Annotated in this window: 21 protein-coding genes; 8 read left to right on the top strand and 13 right to left on the bottom strand. The window is 71.0% G+C overall.

The window, feature by feature from the left end; translation table 11 throughout:
* Window positions 1-11: 11 nt before the first annotated feature.
* The 3 genes from G5C51_RS08925 to G5C51_RS08935 all read right to left on the bottom strand — a co-directional run bounded on the left by G5C51_RS08925 (window position 12) and on the right by G5C51_RS08935 (window position 3,111).
* Complete coding sequence (locus G5C51_RS08925; protein ID WP_165234577.1) at window positions 12-1,166, bottom strand: D-alanine--D-alanine ligase family protein; 1,155 nt, start codon at window positions 1,164-1,166, stop codon at window positions 12-14.
* 197 nt (window positions 1,167-1,363) lie between these two features.
* On the bottom strand, window positions 1,364-2,365 hold the full coding sequence (locus G5C51_RS08930) for an NAD(P)H-dependent glycerol-3-phosphate dehydrogenase (protein WP_165234580.1): 1,002 nt from the start codon (window positions 2,363-2,365) through the stop codon (window positions 1,364-1,366).
* A complete protein-coding gene (locus G5C51_RS08935) occupies window positions 2,362-3,111 on the bottom strand; it encodes a 1-acyl-sn-glycerol-3-phosphate acyltransferase (protein ID WP_165234583.1) in 750 nt (249 codons plus the stop codon). The genes G5C51_RS08930 and G5C51_RS08935 overlap by 4 nt, the downstream gene beginning before the upstream one ends.
* Window positions 3,112-3,278: 167 nt before the next feature.
* On the opposite strand from G5C51_RS08935, the gene cofC reads away from it, so the two are divergent.
* Both cofC and G5C51_RS08945 read left to right on the top strand, forming a co-directional pair.
* Window positions 3,279-3,917, top strand: coding sequence for a 2-phospho-L-lactate guanylyltransferase (gene cofC / locus G5C51_RS08940; RefSeq protein ID WP_165234703.1), 639 nt, complete (start codon window positions 3,279-3,281; stop codon window positions 3,915-3,917).
* A gap of 9 nt (window positions 3,918-3,926) precedes the next feature.
* Window positions 3,927-4,130 (top strand): hypothetical protein, encoded by a 204-nt coding sequence (locus G5C51_RS08945; RefSeq protein WP_165234586.1) that lies wholly within the window; start codon window positions 3,927-3,929, stop codon window positions 4,128-4,130.
* A 138-nt stretch (window positions 4,131-4,268) separates the two neighbouring features.
* On the opposite strand, the gene G5C51_RS08950 is transcribed toward G5C51_RS08945, so the two are convergent.
* The 4 genes from G5C51_RS08950 to leuC all read right to left on the bottom strand — a co-directional run bounded on the left by G5C51_RS08950 (window position 4,269) and on the right by leuC (window position 7,480).
* A complete protein-coding gene (locus G5C51_RS08950; RefSeq protein WP_165234589.1) occupies window positions 4,269-4,973 on the bottom strand; it encodes an HU family DNA-binding protein in 705 nt (234 codons plus the stop codon).
* Between the two features lie 132 nt (window positions 4,974-5,105).
* Window positions 5,106-5,318 (bottom strand): SCO5555 family protein, encoded by a 213-nt coding sequence (locus G5C51_RS08955; RefSeq protein ID WP_165234591.1) that lies wholly within the window; start codon window positions 5,316-5,318, stop codon window positions 5,106-5,108.
* Window positions 5,319-5,456: 138 nt separating this feature from the next.
* Window positions 5,457-6,050, bottom strand: a complete 594-nt coding sequence (gene leuD, locus G5C51_RS08960) for a 3-isopropylmalate dehydratase small subunit (protein WP_165234593.1) — start codon at window positions 6,048-6,050, stop codon at window positions 5,457-5,459.
* A 5-nt stretch (window positions 6,051-6,055) separates the two neighbouring features.
* Window positions 6,056-7,480: a 3-isopropylmalate dehydratase large subunit gene (gene leuC, locus G5C51_RS08965; RefSeq protein WP_165234595.1), complete on the bottom strand. Its 1,425-nt coding sequence runs from the start codon at window positions 7,478-7,480 to the stop codon at window positions 6,056-6,058.
* Between the two features lie 142 nt (window positions 7,481-7,622).
* Here leuC and ndgR point away from each other — a divergent pair, with 142 nt between their 5' ends.
* Window positions 7,623-8,339 carry an IclR family transcriptional regulator NdgR gene (ndgR, locus tag G5C51_RS08970; protein ID WP_165234597.1) on the top strand — a complete coding sequence of 239 codons (717 nt, stop codon included), beginning with the start codon at window positions 7,623-7,625 and terminating at the stop codon, window positions 8,337-8,339.
* Window positions 8,340-8,430: 91 nt separating this feature from the next.
* Here the strand turns inward: ndgR and murA are convergent, their stop codons facing one another.
* Genes murA through G5C51_RS08990 form a run of 4 tightly spaced genes read right to left on the bottom strand, consistent with a single transcriptional unit; the run spans window position 8,431 to window position 11,629 of the window.
* Window positions 8,431-9,744 carry a UDP-N-acetylglucosamine 1-carboxyvinyltransferase gene (murA, locus tag G5C51_RS08975; protein ID WP_165234599.1) on the bottom strand — a complete coding sequence of 438 codons (1,314 nt, stop codon included), beginning with the start codon at window positions 9,742-9,744 and terminating at the stop codon, window positions 8,431-8,433.
* A gap of 54 nt (window positions 9,745-9,798) precedes the next feature.
* Window positions 9,799-10,557 carry a hypothetical protein gene (locus G5C51_RS08980; RefSeq protein ID WP_165234601.1) on the bottom strand — a complete coding sequence of 253 codons (759 nt, stop codon included), beginning with the start codon at window positions 10,555-10,557 and terminating at the stop codon, window positions 9,799-9,801.
* Window positions 10,554-10,892, bottom strand: coding sequence for a helix-turn-helix transcriptional regulator (locus tag G5C51_RS08985; protein ID WP_165234602.1), 339 nt, complete (start codon window positions 10,890-10,892; stop codon window positions 10,554-10,556). Before G5C51_RS08985 ends, G5C51_RS08980 begins: the two co-directional genes overlap by 4 nt.
* Window positions 10,889-11,629: a CPBP family glutamic-type intramembrane protease gene (locus G5C51_RS08990; RefSeq protein ID WP_165234603.1), complete on the bottom strand. Its 741-nt coding sequence runs from the start codon at window positions 11,627-11,629 to the stop codon at window positions 10,889-10,891. The genes G5C51_RS08985 and G5C51_RS08990 overlap by 4 nt, the downstream gene beginning before the upstream one ends.
* 170 nt (window positions 11,630-11,799) lie before the next feature.
* Between G5C51_RS08990 and G5C51_RS08995 the strand changes: the two genes are divergently transcribed.
* On the top strand, window positions 11,800-12,591 hold the full coding sequence (locus G5C51_RS08995) for an RICIN domain-containing protein (RefSeq protein WP_165234605.1): 792 nt from the start codon (window positions 11,800-11,802) through the stop codon (window positions 12,589-12,591).
* Window positions 12,592-12,603: 12 nt separating this feature from the next.
* Here the strand turns inward: G5C51_RS08995 and G5C51_RS09000 are convergent, their stop codons facing one another.
* Window positions 12,604-13,296, bottom strand: a complete 693-nt coding sequence (locus G5C51_RS09000) for a TetR family transcriptional regulator (RefSeq protein ID WP_165234607.1) — start codon at window positions 13,294-13,296, stop codon at window positions 12,604-12,606.
* Between the two features lie 78 nt (window positions 13,297-13,374).
* Between G5C51_RS09000 and G5C51_RS09005 the strand changes: the two genes are divergently transcribed.
* The 4 genes from G5C51_RS09005 (at window position 13,375) to G5C51_RS09020 (ending at window position 17,283) form a co-directional block, all read left to right on the top strand.
* On the top strand, window positions 13,375-14,493 hold the full coding sequence (locus G5C51_RS09005; RefSeq protein ID WP_165234609.1) for an FAD-dependent oxidoreductase: 1,119 nt from the start codon (window positions 13,375-13,377) through the stop codon (window positions 14,491-14,493).
* 107 nt (window positions 14,494-14,600) lie between these two features.
* Entirely contained in the window at window positions 14,601-15,248 is a 648-nt protein-coding gene (locus G5C51_RS09010; protein ID WP_165234611.1) for a hypothetical protein, read from the top strand.
* A 306-nt stretch (window positions 15,249-15,554) separates the two neighbouring features.
* Window positions 15,555-16,562: an AraC-like ligand-binding domain-containing protein gene (locus G5C51_RS09015; RefSeq protein WP_165234613.1), complete on the top strand. Its 1,008-nt coding sequence runs from the start codon at window positions 15,555-15,557 to the stop codon at window positions 16,560-16,562.
* A gap of 391 nt (window positions 16,563-16,953) precedes the next feature.
* Window positions 16,954-17,283, top strand: a complete 330-nt coding sequence (locus G5C51_RS09020; protein WP_165234615.1) for a hypothetical protein — start codon at window positions 16,954-16,956, stop codon at window positions 17,281-17,283.
* A gap of 74 nt (window positions 17,284-17,357) precedes the next feature.
* On the opposite strand, the gene G5C51_RS09025 is transcribed toward G5C51_RS09020, so the two are convergent.
* Window positions 17,358-17,843, bottom strand: a complete 486-nt coding sequence (locus tag G5C51_RS09025) for a hypothetical protein (protein WP_165234618.1) — start codon at window positions 17,841-17,843, stop codon at window positions 17,358-17,360.
* Window positions 17,844-17,896: the final 53 nt, after the last annotated feature.

Consider the following 17,896-nt stretch of genomic DNA (forward strand, 5'->3'; position numbering starts at 1 on the left):
GGGGAAAGAGGTCAGCGCAGGCCCGTGGGGCGGCGCAGTGCCGCCTGGATCAGTTTGTCGACCAGTTCCGGGTACGAGACGCCGCTCGCCTCCCACATGCGCGGGTACATCGAGATCGGCGTGAAGCCCGGCATCGTGTTGATCTCGTTGATCACGAACTCACCCTCGTCCGTGAGGAAGAAGTCCGCCCGCACCAAGCCCTCACACGACGCCGCCTCGAAGGCCGCCACCGCCAGCTCCTGGACCTTCGCCGTCTCCTCGGCCGAGATCGGCGCCGGCACGACACCCGACGCCGAATCGATGTACTTGGCCTCGAAGTCGTAGAAGTCGTGCGACTGCACCGGCGGGATCCAGGCCGGAAGGCTGGCTCGCGGGCCGTCCTCGAACTCCAGCACCCCGCACTCGATCTCGCGGCCGGTGAGCAGTGACTCGACGATGATCTTCGGGTCGTGGCGGCGCGCCTCGGCGATCGCCTCGTCCAGGCCCGCCAGGTCATCGACCTTCGTAATGCCGAAGGACGACCCGGCCCGGGCCGGCTTCACGAAGACCGGCCAGCCGTGGTCACCGGCGAAGTCCACGATCTTCTTACGGGCCGCCGCCTGGTCGTTGTCCCATTCGCGCGGGCGGACCACCACGTACGGCCCGACGGGCAGGCCGAACGAGATGAAGACCCGCTTCATGTACTCCTTGTCCATGCCGACCGACGAGGCCAGCACGCCGGAGCCGACATACGGCACCCCGGCGAGGTCGAGCATGCCCTGGAGGGTGCCGTCCTCGCCGTACGGGCCGTGCAGCATCGGGAAGACGACGTCGACCTCGCCGAGCGCCTTCGGCACCTGGCCGGGCTCCGCATAGACGACGTCGCGGCTCTCGCCGCCGCCGACCGGCAGCACCACGGAGCCGGTGTCGGACTCGACGAGCTGCTCCACCTGCGGCACCTGGCGGTCGGCGATCGCCATCCGCTCCGGGTCGTCGGCGGTCAGCGCCCAGCGGCCGTCGGCGGTGATGCCGATCGGCAGCACCTCGTACTTGCTGCGGTCGATGGCCCGCATCACGGCGCCGGCGGTGACCACCGAAATGCCGTGCTCGGAGCTGCGGCCGCCGAAAACGACGGCGACGCGGGGCTTGCGGCCGTGCTGGCCGGTGGTGGTGTTGTCGCTGCTCATCGCCGGAAACCCTACCTGTTCGAAGCAGGGCCTGTCTGGAGGCTCCCGTCGTCGCGCGCAGCGCGGCGCAGCGGCGTCCGGTGCGTGCGCTGTCGCCGGTCATGTGGCGGAGCCACCTGTCCGGGGGCGGCGTGCGGCGAGGGTGCGTGCCGGGCGTCGGGGCGCAGACGGGAGCCTCCAGACAGGCCCTGGGTGAGTCAGTGCCCCTCGGCCTTGGCGCTGCGCGACATCAGGTCCTTCAGGGCGACGAGCGGGGGCTTTCCGTCGTGGACGATCGACACGACGGTCTCGGTGATCGGCATGTCGACGCCGTTGCGGCGGGCGAGATCCAGCACCGATTCGCAGGACTTGACGCCCTCCGCGGTCTGCTTGGTGGCGGCGATGGTCTCGGCGAGGCTCATGCCGCGGCCGAGGTTCGTGCCGAAGGTGTGATTGCGCGAGAGTGGCGAGGAGCACGTGGCGACCAGGTCGCCCATGCCGGCGAGGCCGGCGAAGGTGCGCGGGTCGGCGCCGAGCGCCACGCCGAGGCGGGCGGTCTCGGCGAGGCCGCGGGTGATCAGCGACGCCTTGGTGTTGTCGCCGAGGCCCATGCCGTCGGCGATGCCGACGGCCAGCCCGATGACGTTCTTCACCGCGCCGCCGAGCTCGCAGCCGACCACATCGGTGTTCGTGTACGGGCGGAAGTACGGGGTGTGGCAGGCCGCCTGGAGGCGCTTGGCGACCGCCTCGTCCGGGCAGGCCACGACGGAGGCGGCGGGCTGCCTGGCGGCGATCTCGCGGGCGAGGTTCGGCCCGGTGAGGACCGCGACCCGCTCCTGCGGGACCTTGGCGACCTCCCCGATGACCTCGCTCATCCGCTTGGCGGTGCCGAGCTCGATGCCCTTCATCAGGCTCACCAGGACGGTGTCAGGGGCCAGTACGGGCGCCCACTGCGCGAGATTGCCGCGCAGCGTCTGCGACGGGACGGCGAGCACGGTGAACTCGGCGCCGGCGGCGGCCTCGACCGGGTCGGTCGTGGCGCTGACCGCCTCGGGCAGGACGGTGTCCGGGAGGTAGTCCGGGTTGGTGTGGCCGGTGTTGATGGCCTCGACCAGCTCCGGGCGGCGGCCCCACAGGCGCACCTCGCACCCGGCATCGGCGAGCACCAGCGCGAAGGCGGTGCCCCAGGATCCAGTGCCGAATACCGCGACTCGCGTCACTGCTTCTCCTTGTCGGCCTCAGCGGTCTTACGGCGCTGCGCCGCGCGGACGGCCCGCGGGTCGTACCGCTCGGCCGGGGCCTTCTCGCCGCGCAACTCCTCCAGGAGCGCCGTGATGGCGTCCATGATGACGTCGGTCGCTTCCTTGAGGACGTCCGGGGTGGGGTCCTTGCCGTAGAAGCGGGAGAGGTCGACGGGCGGTCCGGCGAGGACCTGGAAGGTCTTGCGCGGGAAGAACTTCGGCTTTCCGTACGGCGGCAGCGCGTGGTTGGCGCCCCACTGGGCGACCGGGATGACCGGGCAGCGGGTCTCCAGCGCGACGCGGGCGGCGCCGGTCTTGCCGGTCATCGGCCACAGGTTGGGATCGCGGGTGAGGGTGGCCTCCGGATAGAAGGCGACGCATTCGCCCTTCTCGATCGCGGCGACGGCGCCGCGGAAGGCGGCCGCGGCATTGCCCGATTCGCGGTAGACCGGGATCTGTCCGGAGCCGCGCATGAAGCGGCCTGCGATGCCCTTTTTGAAGAGACTGTCCTTCGCGAGGAATCGCGGGACCCGTCCGGTGTTGTACTGCCAGTGGGCGTACGAGAACGTGTCGAGGTACGAATTGTGGTTGATCGCGGTGATGAATCCGCCGTCGGCCGGGATGTGCTCCATGCCGCGCCAGTCCCGCTTGAACAGGACCAGGAGCGGCGGCTTCGCGATCGCCGCAGCGAACCGGTACCAGAATCCGATCTTGCGCCGGGACACCCGTCATCCCTCCTAGTCCTAGATCTGTCGTGAACACCGTACGCCTATACGAGAAGCCTGCCCTCCTGGTCAGGGCGATAGGAGTGGAGAATGCCGGGTGATCCGGGCGGGAGACGAGGGGGCGCGGTGGGTACGGGTGGGTGCTGATGGGTGCTGAGACGGGCGTGGTGGCGTGGAGCCTGGTGGTTCCGCTCAAGCGGCTGGGACAGGCGAAGACCCGGCTGGCGGGAGCGGCCGGCGACGAGGTCCGGCCCGCGCTGGCGCTGGCCTTCGCGCTGGACACCGTGGCCGCGGCGCTGGCCTGCGATGCCGTACGCGATGTGACGGTTGTCACCGACGATCCGCTGGCCGGTGAGCGGCTGGCGGCGCTGGGTGCCGCTGTCGCGGCCGACGCCGAGGGCGGCGGGCTGAACGCGGCGCTGGTGCAGGGCGCGGCGTTCGTACGGGCACGGCGCGCCGACGCGGCGGTGGCGGCGCTCAACGCCGATCTCCCGGCGCTGCGGGCGGCGGAGCTCGCGGTGGTGCTGCGGGCGGCGTCAGGGGCGTTCGGGCGGGCGTTTCTCGCCGATGCGGAGGGCGTCGGGACGACGCTGCTGGCGGCGGGGCCCGGGGTCGCCCTCAACCCGGCTTTCGGCGGGCCCTCGCGGGCCCGGCACCGGGCGTCCGGGGCACGGGAGATCGTGGTCGCCGGGGTCGATTCGGTGCGCCGGGATGTGGATACGGCGGCGGATCTGCGGGCCGCGCTGGCGCTCGGGGTGGGGCCTTACACCTCAGCGGCCGCGGCCGAGTTGCGGGTGGCTCGGTAACCTGCTCGCATGCAGGCGACGGCGTACACCTATGACGCGGACAGCAGGAGCGGCAGTGTGCTGCTCGACGACGGCACGCCGTTGCCGTTCGACGCGGCGGCATTCGATGCGGGGGGCCTGCGGTTGCTGCGGGTTGGGCAGCGGGTCCGGATCGAGGTGTCCGGGGAGGGCGACGAACGGCGGGTCACGTTCGTAACGCTGCAGACCTTCTGAGCCTGCAGACCTTCTGAGCCTGCAGACCTTCTGAGCCTGCAGACCTTCTGACCCTGCACACCTGCTGAGGAAACGGCCGCGGGCCGGTACCCCCGAAGGGGCCCGGCCCGCTGTGCGGTGAGCGTTGCGAATCGCGCGTCAGCGCTTCTTCGCGGTGGCCTTCTTGGCCGTGGTCTTGCGAGTCGTGGCCTTCTTGGCGGGAGCCTTCTTCGCCGTGGCCTTCTTCGCAGGAGCCTTCTTGGCCGCCGTCTTCTTGGCGGTGGTCTTCTTGGCGGGGGCCTTCTTGGCCGTGGCCTTCTTGGCGGTGGTCTTCTTCGCCGTCGCCTTCTTGGCCGTGGTCTTCTTGGCCGTCGCCTTCTTGGCAGTCGTCTTCTTGGCTGCCGACTTCTTGGCGGTGGTCTTCTTCGCCGTGGCCTTCTTGGCGGTGGTCTTCTTCGCCGCCGACTTCTTGGCCGCCGTCTTCTTGGCGGTGGCCTTCTTGGTGGCGGACTTCGTGGTCGACTTGCCGCCGGAGAGGCTGCCCTTCGGGGCCTTCTTCACCGCGGTCTCGCCCGTCTTCGGGAGCTTCTTCGCGCCGCTGACCAGGTCCTTGAAGCCCTGGCCGGCACGGAAGCGCGGCACCGAGGTCTTCTTGACCCGGACCCGCTCGCCGGTCTGCGGGTTGCGGGCGTAGCGGGCGGGACGGTCCACCTTCTCGAAGGAACCGAAGCCGGTGACCGAAACCCGGTCGCCGTTGCAGACGGCCCGGACGATGCCGTCCAGCACCGCGTCCACGGCCTCCTCGGCCTGTGCCCGGCCACCGAGCTTGTCAGCGATCGCATCTACGAGCTGTGCCTTGTTCACGTCTTCCCCTTCGGAGACTTAACTGGAACTGGAACGAGATTGTTCAAGCCTTTTCGCACGTTAGGCAGATATATACCGGCAAATCAAACGCGAAACGGTCTAATCACCCTCGTGTCGCAACCGACTCAACCCTCAGGAGCGTGCGTCGAGCTCCGCGATGAGCCGTTCCAGGCGCCGGGCCGCAGCGGCGAGATCGTGCTTCGCGGCGGCGGTGATGACCAGCAACTGCCTAGTCAGCGCGGTCCGTTCACTCTCCGGTGCGTCCAGAGTCCGCACGCGGCTGTGCGCCTCCTTGAGTCGTGCGGCGACGGTCTCGTACAGCTCGAGTTGGCCGTCGCTTTCCATGCGCCGATTGTGCCATCTGGGGTGAGTTGTCGCCTGTTGGGGGCACAACGACGCGCCGCACACACGACGGCGCCCCCTGCCTCGTGAGGCAGGGGGCGCCGGGCCCGAAATCGGGGCGTACTTGGGGAAAACCGCCGGTCAGGCCTGCAATGTCCGCGGCTTGAAGGCCGGCCGGGAGGCCTCGTAAGCGGCGATGTCGGGCTCGTTCCTGAGCGTGATGGAGATGTCGTCCAGGCCGTTGAGAAGTCGCCAGCGGGCGTTCTCGTCCAAATCGAAGTCGGCCGTTACGCCTTCCGCGCGTACCTGGCGGTCCTCCAAGTCGACCGTAATCTCGGCGGTCGGGTCCGCCTCGGTCAGCTCCCAGAGGCGATCCACCACCGTCTGGTCGATGACGACCGTGAGCAGCCCGTTCTTCAGCGAGTTGCCGCGGAAGATGTCGGCGAAGCGGGAGGAGATGACCGTCTTGAAGCCGAAGTTCTGCAGCGCCCAGACGGCGTGCTCGCGGGAGGATCCGGTCCCGAAGTCGGGTCCGGCCACCAGGACCGAGGCTCCCTGCCGTTCGGGCTTGTTCAGCACGAACTCCGGGTCCTTGCGCCAGGCCTCGAAGAGGCCGTCCTCGAAGCCGTCCCTGGTGACCTTCTTCAGCCAGTGGGCGGGGATGATCTGGTCGGTGTCGACGTTGCTGCGCCGCAGCGGGACGGCCCGGCCGGTGTGCTTGGTGAATGCTTCCATGGCTCTCAGACTCCAGCCAGTTCAGTTACGTCGGTCAGGTCAGCCGGGGAGGCCAGGTGCCCGGTCACGGCCGTCGCGGCGGCCACCTGCGGGGAGACGAGGTGGGTGCGGCCGCCCTTGCCCTGCCTGCCCTCGAAGTTGCGGTTGGAGGTGGAGGCGGAGCGCTCGCCGGGGGCCAGCTGGTCGGGGTTCATGCCCAGACACATGGAACAGCCCGCGTGCCGCCACTCGGCGCCCGCGGCCGTGAACACCTTGTCCAGACCCTCTTCCACGGCCTGCAGCGCGACCCGTACGGAGCCGGGAACCACCAGCATCCGTACGCCGTCGGCCACCTGACGGCCGTCGATGACGGCGGCGGCGTTGCGCAGGTCCTCGATGCGGCCGTTGGTGCAGGAGCCGACGAAGACCGTGTCCACCTTGATGTCGCGCAGCTTCTGCCCTGCCGTGAGACCCATGTACTCCAGGGCCTTTTCGGCGGCCAGCTTCTCCGACGCGTCTTCGTACGACGCCGGGTCGGGGACCGCGGACGACAGCGGCGCGCCCTGGCCGGGGTTGGTGCCCCAGGTGACGAACGGGGCCAGCTCGGCGCCCTCGATGACGACTTCCTTGTCGAAGACGGCGTCGTCGTCCGTCTTCAGGGTCTTCCAGTACGCCACCGCGGCGTCCCAGTCGGCGCCTTCGGGGGCGTGCGCGCGGCCCTGGATGTAGTTGAACGTGGTCTCATCCGGGGCGATCATCCCGGCGCGGGCGCCCGCCTCGATGGACATATTGCAGATCGTCATCCGGGATTCCATCGACAGCTTCTCGATGGCCTCGCCGCGGTACTCGATGACGTAACCCTGGCCGCCGCCGGTGCCGATCTTCGCGATGATGGCGAGGATCAGGTCCTTGGCGGTGACGCCCTCGGGCAGCTCGCCGTTGACGGTCACGGCCATCGTCTTGAACGCGCCCATCGGCAGCGTCTGGGTGGCGAGAACGTGCTCGACCTGGCTGGTGCCGATGCCGAACGCCAGCGCGCCGAAGGCACCGTGCGTGGAGGTGTGGCTGTCGCCGCAGACGACGGTGGTGCCGGGCTGGGTCAGTCCCAGCTGCGGTCCCACGACGTGGACCACGCCCTGCTCGACGTCCCCGAGCGGGTGCAGCCGCACCCCGAACTCCGCGCAGTTCTTGCGCAGCGTCTCCAACTGCGTGCGCGAGACCGGGTCGGCGATCGGCTTGTCGATGTCGAGGGTGGGGGTGTTGTGGTCCTCGGTGGCGATGGTGAGATCGGTCCTGCGCACCGGGCGGCCGGCCTTGCGGAGGCCGTCGAAGGCCTGCGGGCTGGTCACCTCGTGCAGCAGATGGAGGTCGATGAAGAGAAGGTCCGGCTCGCCTTCGGCGTGCCTGACGACGTGGTCGTCCCAGACCTTCTGCGCGAGTGTCCGTCCCATCGCGTTACCCATTCCTCGATTGCGTGCGTGTGCCGCCGTCCGTTCCCCACGTACCGGACGGTGGATGCCGTGCGATACAGAGTGGCGCGTTCCACGGAAATTTGAACTTGCGTTTCACAGTGTGAGACGCGAGTATCGTTGCATGGACAACTCTAGCGGCGTCGGCGTTCTCGACAAGGCGGCCGTGGTGCTCAGCGCTCTGGAGTCCGGTCCGGCCACCCTGGCCGGGCTGGTCTCGGCCACCGGCCTTGCGCGCCCCACGGCCCACAGGCTCGCGGTGGCTCTCGAGCACCACCGCATGGTGGCCCGCGATATGCAGGGCCGTTTCATCCTGGGCCCGCGGCTCAGCGAGCTCGCGGCGGCCGCGGGTGAGGACCGGCTGCTCGCCACGGCGGGGCCGGTGCTCACGCATCTGCGGGATGTTACGGGCGAGAGCGCCCAGCTGTATCGCCGGCAGGGCGATATGCGCATCTGTGTGGCGGCGGCGGAGCGGCTTTCCGGCCTTCGGGATACGGTCCCGGTCGGCTCCACGCTGCCCATGAAGGCCGGCTCCGCGGCCCAGATCCTGCTCGCCTGGGAGGAGCCGGAGCGGCTGCACCGCGGGCTGCAGGGCGCGCGCTTCACCGCCACCGCGCTGTCGGGCGTGCGGCGGCGCGGCTGGGCGCAGTCGGTCGGCGAGCGCGAGCCGGGCGTCGCCTCGGTGTCGGCGCCGGTACGCGGCCCGTCGAACCGGGTGGTGGCGTCGGTCTCGGTCTCCGGACCGATCGAGCGCCTCACCCGGCACCCGGGCCGGATGCACGCCCAGGCGGTCATCGACGCCGCCGGGCGGCTCTCGGAGGCGCTGCGCAGGAGCTCTTGACGGCGCCCGCCGGGCGGACGCCGTCAACTCCGGTACGGCGCAGGCGATACGAGCCGCTGCCGCCGGCGCCACGGCCCAAGTGCCTTGGGGATCAGACCTCGCGACTGCGCAGATTGAGCCCCAGCTTCTGGAACTGCTCGACCGGCCGGTGGTAGCCCCGCTCGATGTGGTGGACGCCGCGCAGGGTGGAGGGGCCCTCGGCGGCGGCTCCGGCCAGGACGGCGGAGAAGCCCGCCCGGATGTCGGGCATGGTGACGTCGCCGCCGCGCAGCTTCGACACCCCGCGGACGACGGCGGAGTGTGCCGCGCCCGTGTCGTGGTAGCGGCAGGCCGGGCCGCCGAGGCAGGTGTCGTAGACCTCTATTTCGGCGCCCATGCTCTGCAGCGCGGGCACGTACGCGAGCCGGTTCTCGTAGACCGTCTCGTGCAGCACCGACATCCCGGACGCCTGGGTGAAGAGCACCATCAGCGGGGTCTGCCAGTCGGTCGCGAAGCCGGGGTGGGTGTCGGTCTGGACCGCCGCCGAGCGCAGGCCGTTCGGGGCGGAGGCCATGATCCAGTCGTCGGTGATCTGGAACTCGGCGCCCATCCTGGCGAGGGTGGTGATCGGCGTCACCAGGCGGTCCTGCGGGCAGCCGTGGACGCGCACCTCTCCCCCGGTGACCAGCCCGGCCACCAGATACGAGAACGCCTCGATGCGGTCGCCGCCGAGCCGGGTCTGCGCGCCGTGCAGCCGCTCGACGCCCTCGACCACGATGCGGCGCTCGGGACTGAAGGAGATGCCGGCGCCCATCCGCTGCAGGAACAGGGCGAGTTCGACGATCTCGGGCTCGGTCGCGGCGTTGCGGATCACGGTGCGGCCCTTGGCCCGTACGGCGGTCAGCAGCACCGTCTCGGTAGCCCCGACGCTCGGGTACGGGAGGTCGATCCGGGTGCCGCGCAGCTCCTTCGCGCGGGCGTGGATGCCGTCCTCGGCGATGTCCACCTCGGCGCCGAAGGCGCGCAGCGCGTCGACGTGGAAGTCGACCGGGCGGCGGCCGATCGGATCGCCGCCGACCAGCGGGACGAAGGCCTCCCCTGCGAGGTGGAGGAGCGGGCCGAGCATCAGGATCGGGATGCGGTTCAGGCCGGTGAAGGCCTTGGCCACCCCGGCGTTGGCGACCGGGCCCGGCACCACGGTGATCTCGCTGTCGTCGCGCTCCACCCGCATGCCGATGTGCTCCAGCATCGCGGCGGTGAGACCGGCCTCGCCGACGTCGGGGGCATTGCGGATGACGCTCGGCCCGTCGCCGAGCATCGCGGCCACCATGTGCTTGCTGACCGCGTTCTTGGCGCCGCGCACAGTGACGTCCCCGCGCAGCGGTCCGGAGGGCTCGATCTCCCACAGCTTCTCGGTAGTCGTCATCCGAGCAGCCTACGGACCGCTTCGCGGGCGGCGGTCAGCGGCCCGCCGACCGCATCAGGACTCCGGCGGTCGCCTGCGGTTCTGCCAGGCCGCGTAGGCCACGAAGAGGCCGAGCACCGAGACGGCGCCGACCAGGCCGCCCACCGCCGCGCCCGCCGCGCCGGCCAGGCCCTCGCCCGCGTCGCCCTCGGAGAGGCCCTCGTACAGGCCGAGGGCGAGCACCAGCGCCGCGATCACGCCCACCGCCGCGTACAGCCGCCAGGTCACGAAGTACTTCCGGCCCGGGGCCGGCGGCACCGCGGCGAGCTGGGCCGCCGGGCCCTCACTGGCCGCGCGCGGGCGCTTGAAGTACGCGTACGTCGCCCACACCCCGCACCCCTCCCAGCCGTCCGGCGCCAGCCGCGCCGCCAGCTGCGGGCGGTCGCCGAGCACCAACTCCCTGCGGTACTCCCAGCGTTGCGGCTGCTCGGCGTCGCGGCGGCTGATGAAGCGGCCCAGCGGATCGACCCGGTGCAGCTCCCAGCCCTGCTCGCCGTACTCGTTCAGCAGCCGCTCGTCGGCCGAGGCGCCGGCGGACCAGCGCCACTCCTCGGCGCCCGCGGGCGGCCCGGCAGCGGCGTCGCCCTCACCGGCGAGCTGTGCCGCGAACTCGTCCACCGGGCCGAACTCCTCCTCCGGCTCCGCCCCGGTCTCCTCCAGATACGCCGTGAGGTCGGCGACGGTCGCGGCCCGGCGCTCCGCCGGCATGCCGCGCTCCTCCAACCCGTCGCCGAGCGCGTCCAGATACCGCTCCGTTCCCCGTCCGCCGGTCATCGGACTCCCCCCTTGTTCAGCATCGCGCGTACGGATTCGTCGAAGGCCAGCCACAGCCGCCCCTGCTCGCCGAGGACCTCCCGCCCGGCGTCCGTCAGCCGGTAGTAGCGCCGCCCGGGACCGCGTTCGGTCGCGCGGAACTCCGCGGCCAGCAGGCCCGCTTCCTCCAGCCGGTTGAGCACCGGATAGAGCGTGCCCCCCTTGATCTGGCCGAGCCCGGCCCCGTCGAGCCGCTTGGCGATCTCGTATCCGTAGCTCTCGCCCTCGGTCAGCGCGGCGAGCACCAGCAGGTCGAGTACGCCCTTGAGCCAGCTGGCCCGGCGGTCCGCGGTCACACGGTCTCCGGATTCGGGTGCGGATGCGTTACGGGCGCGAGCGCCAGCAGGTCCCTGGCGGTGAGGGCGAGCGAGGCGAGGGCCACCACCAGCAGGCTGCCGGTGACCAGATACAGGGCCGTGAGGCCGACGGCCACGAAGGCGAACAGCGGGATCCGCGACGCCCCTTGGTAGAGCCCGGCCAGCGAGAGGACGACAACGGAGAGGGCGGCGGCCAGATGGATGCTGCCGGTGAGATCGGCGAAGAGGGCGATGAGCAGCCCCCGGTAGACGAGGCTGCCGCAGACCCCGTCGACGACCGCGACCGCCAGCGCGAGCCGGCGCTCGGCAGGCGTGCGCGGCAGCATCGGCTCGACGTCCGCGAGGCCCGGCACGTTGCGCCCCTCCGCCGCGAGCTTCCGCACCTGCACCGTGCCGAGCACGATCGCCACGCAGAAGCATCCGACGACGGCGACGCCCGCGAAGGACCACTTCGGCGCCACCAGACCCGCATCCGCTGCGCTCACCCCCGGCGAGAGCAGCAGGGCGGCGCCCGCCAGCGCCCCCAGGGCGACCCAGGCGGCGATGAGCTGCGTGTAGTAGCGGGTCAGCGCGCCGGCGTCGTGCTCGCGGCGGCGCTTGAGGTCCGCGTACATACGGCGGCCGAGCCACGGGTCGAGCACGGCCAGATATGCGGCGATCACCAGGGCCAGGACCAGGCCGGCCCCGGAGAAGTCCGGTGCTATGTCGAGCTGCATGTGCGGTCCCCCATCGCTTTCCGGTGCCGGATTCCGCCGGCGCTGACTAGACCGTAGAGCGACCTAGTTAGGAATGCAACCTAGTCGGTGACACCACCCTACGGGGATGCGGACCCCCGGGGTCGGTGCGGTAGCTTGCGGGACGACCACCTGCGTACCCCGGAGCCCCCGTGACCGATCCCCAGCCGCCCGAGAGCGAGAGCACCCCGCCGCCGCCCGGCGAGGAGGACGCGACGCAGGTCATCCCGCCGGTGCCGCCGCCGCACGAGACCCCGCCGCAGGAGTCCACGGCGGTGATGCCGCCCATCGCCGCCGAGCCACCGCCCCCGCCGCGGCCCCGCGCCCCAGAGCGCCGCGTTCCGGTACGGGCCTGGGTCGCCGTCGCCGCGATCGCCGCCTGCGCGATGGCGGGGCTCGGCATCGGGGCGATCATGACCGCCGGCGACTCCGACCCGGCGCCGGCCGACGCGAAGCCGACGAGCAGCAGCTCCGAGGACGCGAGCCCCTCCCCCGACAGCCCGTCGCCCTCCGCCTCGCCGACCGGCCCCTCGCCGGTGCTCGGCGGCCCGTATCTGCTGGTCAACGCGGACACCGGCGCCGCGGCCGACGTACGCGGCGCCTCGGTGGACGACGGGGCGCCGGTGATCGCGTTCAACCGCGCCGGCACCCCGAATCAGCGCCTGACCCTCATCGACGTGGGGAACGGCATGGTGCAGATCAAGGTCGAGCACTCCGGCAAGTGCCTGCAGTCCGACCCGGCCACCCCCGACGCCCCCGTACAGCAGCTGCCCTGCGCGGACAGCGACGTCCAGAAGTGGCGGCTCACCCCCGACGGGGACGCCTACACGCTCTCCGTCGCCAACGGTGAGACGGCCCTCGGCACCGGCCCTCCCGACGCCGACGGCCTGACGCCGCTGCAGCTCCAGCAGCCGGGGCAGCGCTGGACCTTCGCTACGCCGTGAGCCCGGCCGGGATCACGCCGTGATACCCGCCAGGATGAGGTCGACCCCGGCCAGGAACTGCTCCCGGTCGTCGTGGTCGCGCACCTGGTCCGCGACGGCCCGGGTGAACGGGTAGTCCGCGGGATCCAGCCCCTGCCACGCCGCCGCCACCGCGCCGAGCACCTCGGCGCGGTCCGCGTCGGGCCCGAGCGTGCGGGCGTACGCGACGTTCGCGGCGTGCTGCCCGGCGGCGCCCAGGACGTAATGCATCAGCGCCGAGGCCGCCACGAACCAGCCGCTCTCCGGCACCCCCAGCTCACGCACCTGCTGCCCGAAGCGCTCCAGGATCCGCGGCGGCACCGGCCGCTCGGGCCCGCGGGAGAGCTGCCCGGCGAGCTGCGCGGCCAGCCACGGGTGCCGCTCGATCGCGCCGAACAGGCCGAGCGCGACCGCCCGGACCCCCTCCTGCGGTGAGGCCGGCCGCCCGGCGGGCTCGCGCGCCAGCGCGGCGGCGACGACGTCGTCGGTCGCGGCGTCGAGCAGCTCGCCCTTGTTCGCCACATGCCAGTAGATCGCCCCCGGCCCGGTGGCCAGCCGCTCGGTCAGCGCCCGGAACGTCAGCCCGCCCTCACCCGCCGCGTCGAGCAGCTCGACGGCAGCCTCGATGATCCGCTCCCGGGAGAGCGCGTCCGTACGCCGCTGCGCCTTGCGCGTCCTTGCTGTCACGCCACCATTTTGACATTTCTGGAACGGTGTTCCAACCTGAATCACTGGAACGACATTCCAGACATCCAGGAGCACACCATGAACACCCACGTCACGATCATTGGCGCCGGCCTCGGCGGCCTCACCCTCGCCCGCGTCCTGCACCTCAATGGCATCCCCGCCACGGTCTACGAGGCGGAGGCCTCGCCCGCCGCCCGCGCCCAGGGCGGGATGCTCGACATACACGAGGAGAACGGCCAGCCGGCGCTCCGGGCGGCGGGCCTGATGGACGAGTTCCGCGGCCTCGTCCTGGAGGGCCGCGAGGCGACCCGGGTCCTCGCCGCTGACGGCACCGTCCAGCACGAGGACGACAGCGAGCGCGGCCGCCCGGAGGTGCAGCGCGGGGAGCTGCGGCAGCTGCTGCTCGACTCGCTCCCGGCCGGCAGGGTCCAGTGGGGACGCAAGGTCAGCAGTGTCCGTGCCCATGGCGGCGGGCGGCACGAGGTGATCTTCGCCGACGGCACCACCGAGGTCACCGACCTGCTGGTCGGCGCGGACGGCGCCTGGTCCCGGGTCCGCCCGCTGCTCTCCGACGCCACCCCCGCCTACACCGGCACGTCCTTCGTCGAGACCTGGCTGCACGACGGCGACGCCCGGCACCCGGCGGCCGCGAAGGCGGTCGGCGGCGGGTCGCTCTTCGCCCTCGCGCCCGGGAAGGGCATCCAGGCGCACCGGGAGAGCGGCGGCACGCTCCACACGTATGTGGCGCTGTCCAGGCCGCAGGAGTGGTTCGCGGCCATCGACTTCACCGACGCCGCCGCGGCCGCCGCGCGGGTCGCCGCGGAGTTCGAAGGCTGGGCGCCGGAGCTCACCGCGCTGATCACCGACGCCGACGCCGGGCCGGTGTTGCGCACCCTCAACGCCCTGCCCACCGGGCACCACTGGGACCGGGTACCGGGCGTGACCCTGCTCGGCGACGCCGCCCACCTCTCGATCCCGAACGGCGAGGGCGCCAACCTGGCCATGCTCGACGGCGCCGAACTCGGCACCGCGCTCGCCGCGCACCCGGACGACATCGAGGCCGCCCTCACCGCCTACGAGCAGGCCATGTTCCCCCGCAGCGAGGCCGCCGCCACCGACGGCGCCGAGCTGCACGAGCTGCTCTTCGGCGACAACGCGCCCTGGGGCCTGATCGACATGTTCAACGGCGCGGCGTAATCCCGGTACTCCCGCGGGCGTACCGCCGAGCTCCTCCTCCGGATCGATGCCGGACATACCCCTCGGGGGCATGCTGGCAGATGCACCCGACAGGCAGGAGCCGCAGCATGCTGCTGATCGAAGTCTTCGCGCCGCAAGGCGTCTTGAGCGGCCGCGAGCGGGAAGCGCTGGGCCGCCGCATCGTCGACGTCCTCCTGGTCGAGGACGAGTCCCACGCCCCCGAGATCCTCGACGCCCAGCGCGCCCTCACCCAGGTTCTCATCCACGAGCCGGCCGCCTGGGTGCTCGGCGGCCGGCCGCCGGCCGACCCCGCCGATCCGCCGCGCTATCTGGTACGGGTCACCGCGCCGGCATCGTGGCGCAAGGAGCTGAGCGGCTACGCCATCGAGAAGATCACCGAGGCGCTGGCCGAGACGGAGTGGACGGCCGGCCGGGATCCGGAGCGGGTACGCCGCGAACCGCACGCGACCGTGCTCGTCGACGGCATCACCGAGGGGGGCATCGGACTCCAGGGCAAGGCGATGAGCACGATGGAACTGATGGAGCTCATGAGCCGCCCGTACCGCGACGCCACCGCCGCCCGCCCTGCGCCAGACCTCCCGCCGGACACGGTGATCGACCCGATCTGCGGCATGCGCGTGGAGCTGGACGACGCCGCGATCACCCTGGTCCACGACGGCGTGACCTACGGCTTCTGCCACGGCCTCTGCCGCCGCGCCTTCGCGGACGAGCACGGGGGGCCGCTCGGGCAGTAGCCGGTATCCGGTCCCCGGCGACCTATGTCCGGTTTGCGCTACGAAGTTGCCGCGCTCCGTGTCGCGGCGCCCAAGTCGTGGGCGGGACAGGCGACTCTGGAGGCTCGACAGGGCTGCGACGGACGCGCGGACGTACCCGCGCCATCCGGACATCCATCGCGTGTGCCGGATATCGTGCTTTTGTTGAATGTGTAACAAGTAGCTACTCTGAGAGCACTTGTACACCGTAGGTGAACAGCCGCCTCCGATGTGACAAGTGCACTGTGGCGCACGGCGCGTCACCTGCCGAGAAGCCATGGGGGCCAGGTGAACGGGGACTTACAGACACCGATCTCGCGCCTGTCGGTGCGTACCGCCGACCGGGACGAGGCCAAGGCCATCGCCGTCGACGCGTTCGGCGTCAGCCGGTTCGAACTCCCCGCGGGAGCCGAGGACTTCACGGCCGGCTTCGACATCATGCGGCTGGGCCGGATGACCGTGGGCTGTCTGGCCTTCTCGTCGCCGGTCGGCATCGCGTTCGCCGGCGACGACCACTACCGGGTCAGCGCGGCGCTGTCCGGCTCGGTGACGTGGTGCCGCGACGGGGGCGAGGAAGGTGTCGCCGACGAGCGGCAGGCGGCGACGTTCAACCCCGGCGAGGAGTTCACGCTCCGGACCCCGGCGGCCGCGTCGCTGATCCTGGTCTTCCAGATCTCCGGCGATACGTTCCGCCGTCACCTGGAGTCCCTCCTCAGCCGCCCGCTCACCCAGCCGCTGGAGCTGGAGCGCACCCTGGACACCGGCGCAGGACCGGGCGGCAGCTGGTCACGGCTGGCCACGCTGCTGGTGCAGGAGCTCGCCCACCCGGAGAGCCTGATCCCGCACAAGGTGATGGGGAAGACCACCGAGGACCTGCTGCTCACCGGCCTGCTGATGGCCGCAGGGCACCGCTACGGCGAGGAGCTGCTCCGGCCCACCGCACCGCTGCGCCCGGCCACGGTCAAGCGCGCGCTCGACGCCATCCACGCGGACCCGTCCCGCCCGCTCACCACGACCGAGCTCGCGGACATCTCCCGGGTGAGCGCCCGCCGGCTGCAGGAGTCCTTCCGGCATTACGTGGGCATGACCCCGCAGTCGTATCTCCGCCAGGTCCGGCTGGACCGGGTACACGAGGATCTGGTCGCGGGAAATCCGTGGGAGCAGAGCGTGAGCGAGATCGCGCAGCACTGGGGATTTACGCATATGGGCAGGTTCGCGGCCGTATACAAGGACCGATTCGGCGAGAGCCCTTCGCAGACGCTCGCGGTGGAAGAACCGCATCGCGTGGCCTGCTGAAAAAATAGCCCGGAAACAGCAGAACAATAGCCCCCCTGCGCGTCGCAGGGGGGCTATTGCTTGCGATCCAGCCGCGTCCGTTCCGGCGAAACTCAACGGGACCGCAATCAGGGAGAGGGACCGCCGTGGCGTTGACCGCTCGCCGGTCCCACCAGCAACGTTAGGGAAGTCCGCGCCTGTACCAGCTTTTCGACACGACACCGGGACAGGAATCTCAAGGCGTTGCGTTTTCCGGACAAAGCCCTACGGACTACGGACAGAAATCCCTTATCCGACGCCCATTATCCGGCATGCGCGAAATGCGCCACACCTACGGCTCAGCAACCCCCGCATAAAGGAGATCGTTGACAGTAGGAACGACTTCACCGATCCCCAGAAAGGGATTAAGCACATGCGCAAGCCCCTGGCACGCACCGCCGCTGTTCTCGCCGTCGCCGGCTTTTCCGTCCTGGGCGGCGCTGCCGCCGCTTCCGCCGACGACCACGACAACTTCGCGACGGCGCACGACATCGACGTCCTCCGCGACGCTTCGATCCTGAACAACTCGCTGAACGTCACCGACTCGGTGAACAACCTGGCGCAGGGCTCCAGCGACCTGGTCGACGTCCTCACGGTCAACCCGGTCGTGACCGACGCCGTGGACGTGACGGACTCCGTGAACCCGTCGGACACCGCCGACCTCAACGAGAGCCCGGTGGGCGTCACCGGCTCCTACAAGTAGGACAGCCTTCACGCGTCCGCCCCGGACACCGCAACTGCGGTGCCGGGGCGGACGCGTGGGCGGACCCGGCCGGCTCACTCCGGCTCGGTGAACTCCTTCTTCGCCAGCCAGCGCATCGCGCCGAGCGTGCGGTTGCAGGAGTCGGTCCGGTCCGGCTTGCAGCGGAAACGGATCGCGTCCCGCTCCCGGCCTTCGACCGTGTGCCCGACGACGCTCAGGTCGAAGTGCCGGTTGGTGGCGGCGGCGACATACCGGCCGCGGCAGACGGTGGCCGGCCAGCAGTGGAACACCTTCCGCTTGTCGGTGAAGCTGAGCTGGGTGTTCATGTTCCGCAGCGTCTTGTTGCAGTCCGCGGCCTTGCCCTTGGCGCAGACGTAGACGTAGCGGTCACCCCGGTCGTCGGGGGTCACATTGATGTTCGGATTGGTCAGCACGGCCGCGGTACGGGCCTCGCAATTGCCGATCGGGCGGCACTCGATCCGCTCGTCCGCGACCGCGGGCGCGGACGCCGCCGCGAGCAGCAGGGCGGCGAGGCCGGTGATCAGTGTTCTGGTACGCATGACTGGGCTGTAGCCGCTGACGCTCGACGGCAATCGAAATTGCCGCATAGTAC

This window comes from Streptomyces coryli, from assembly GCF_011044975.1.
GTDB lineage: Bacteria > Actinomycetota > Actinomycetes > Streptomycetales > Streptomycetaceae > Streptomyces > Streptomyces coryli.

What these genes read in the sequence shown, in the direction of transcription:
- G5C51_RS08925 (WP_165234577.1), bottom strand. Translation starts at nt 1,166, where the DNA reads ATGAGCAGCGACAACACCACCACCGGCCAGCACGGCCGCAAGCCCCGC.
- G5C51_RS08945 (WP_165234586.1), top strand. Translation starts at nt 3,927, where the DNA reads ATGCAGGCGACGGCGTACACCTATGACGCGGACAGCAGGAGCGGCAGT.
- G5C51_RS08955 (WP_165234591.1), bottom strand. Translation starts at nt 5,318, where the DNA reads ATGGAAAGCGACGGCCAACTCGAGCTGTACGAGACCGTCGCCGCACGA.
- leuD (WP_165234593.1), bottom strand. Translation starts at nt 6,050, where the DNA reads ATGGAAGCATTCACCAAGCACACCGGCCGGGCCGTCCCGCTGCGGCGC.
- leuC (WP_165234595.1), bottom strand. Translation starts at nt 7,480, where the DNA reads ATGGGACGGACACTCGCGCAGAAGGTCTGGGACGACCACGTCGTCAGG.
- ndgR (WP_165234597.1), top strand. Translation starts at nt 7,623, where the DNA reads ATGGACAACTCTAGCGGCGTCGGCGTTCTCGACAAGGCGGCCGTGGTG.
- murA (WP_165234599.1), bottom strand. Translation starts at nt 9,744, where the DNA reads ATGACGACTACCGAGAAGCTGTGGGAGATCGAGCCCTCCGGACCGCTG.
- G5C51_RS08980 (WP_165234601.1), bottom strand. Translation starts at nt 10,557, where the DNA reads ATGACCGGCGGACGGGGAACGGAGCGGTATCTGGACGCGCTCGGCGAC.
- G5C51_RS08990 (WP_165234603.1), bottom strand. Translation starts at nt 11,629, where the DNA reads ATGCAGCTCGACATAGCACCGGACTTCTCCGGGGCCGGCCTGGTCCTG.
- G5C51_RS09005 (WP_165234609.1), top strand. Translation starts at nt 13,375, where the DNA reads ATGAACACCCACGTCACGATCATTGGCGCCGGCCTCGGCGGCCTCACC.
- G5C51_RS09010 (WP_165234611.1), top strand. Translation starts at nt 14,601, where the DNA reads ATGCTGCTGATCGAAGTCTTCGCGCCGCAAGGCGTCTTGAGCGGCCGC.
- G5C51_RS09020 (WP_165234615.1), top strand. Translation starts at nt 16,954, where the DNA reads ATGCGCAAGCCCCTGGCACGCACCGCCGCTGTTCTCGCCGTCGCCGGC.
- G5C51_RS09025 (WP_165234618.1), bottom strand. Translation starts at nt 17,843, where the DNA reads ATGCGTACCAGAACACTGATCACCGGCCTCGCCGCCCTGCTGCTCGCG.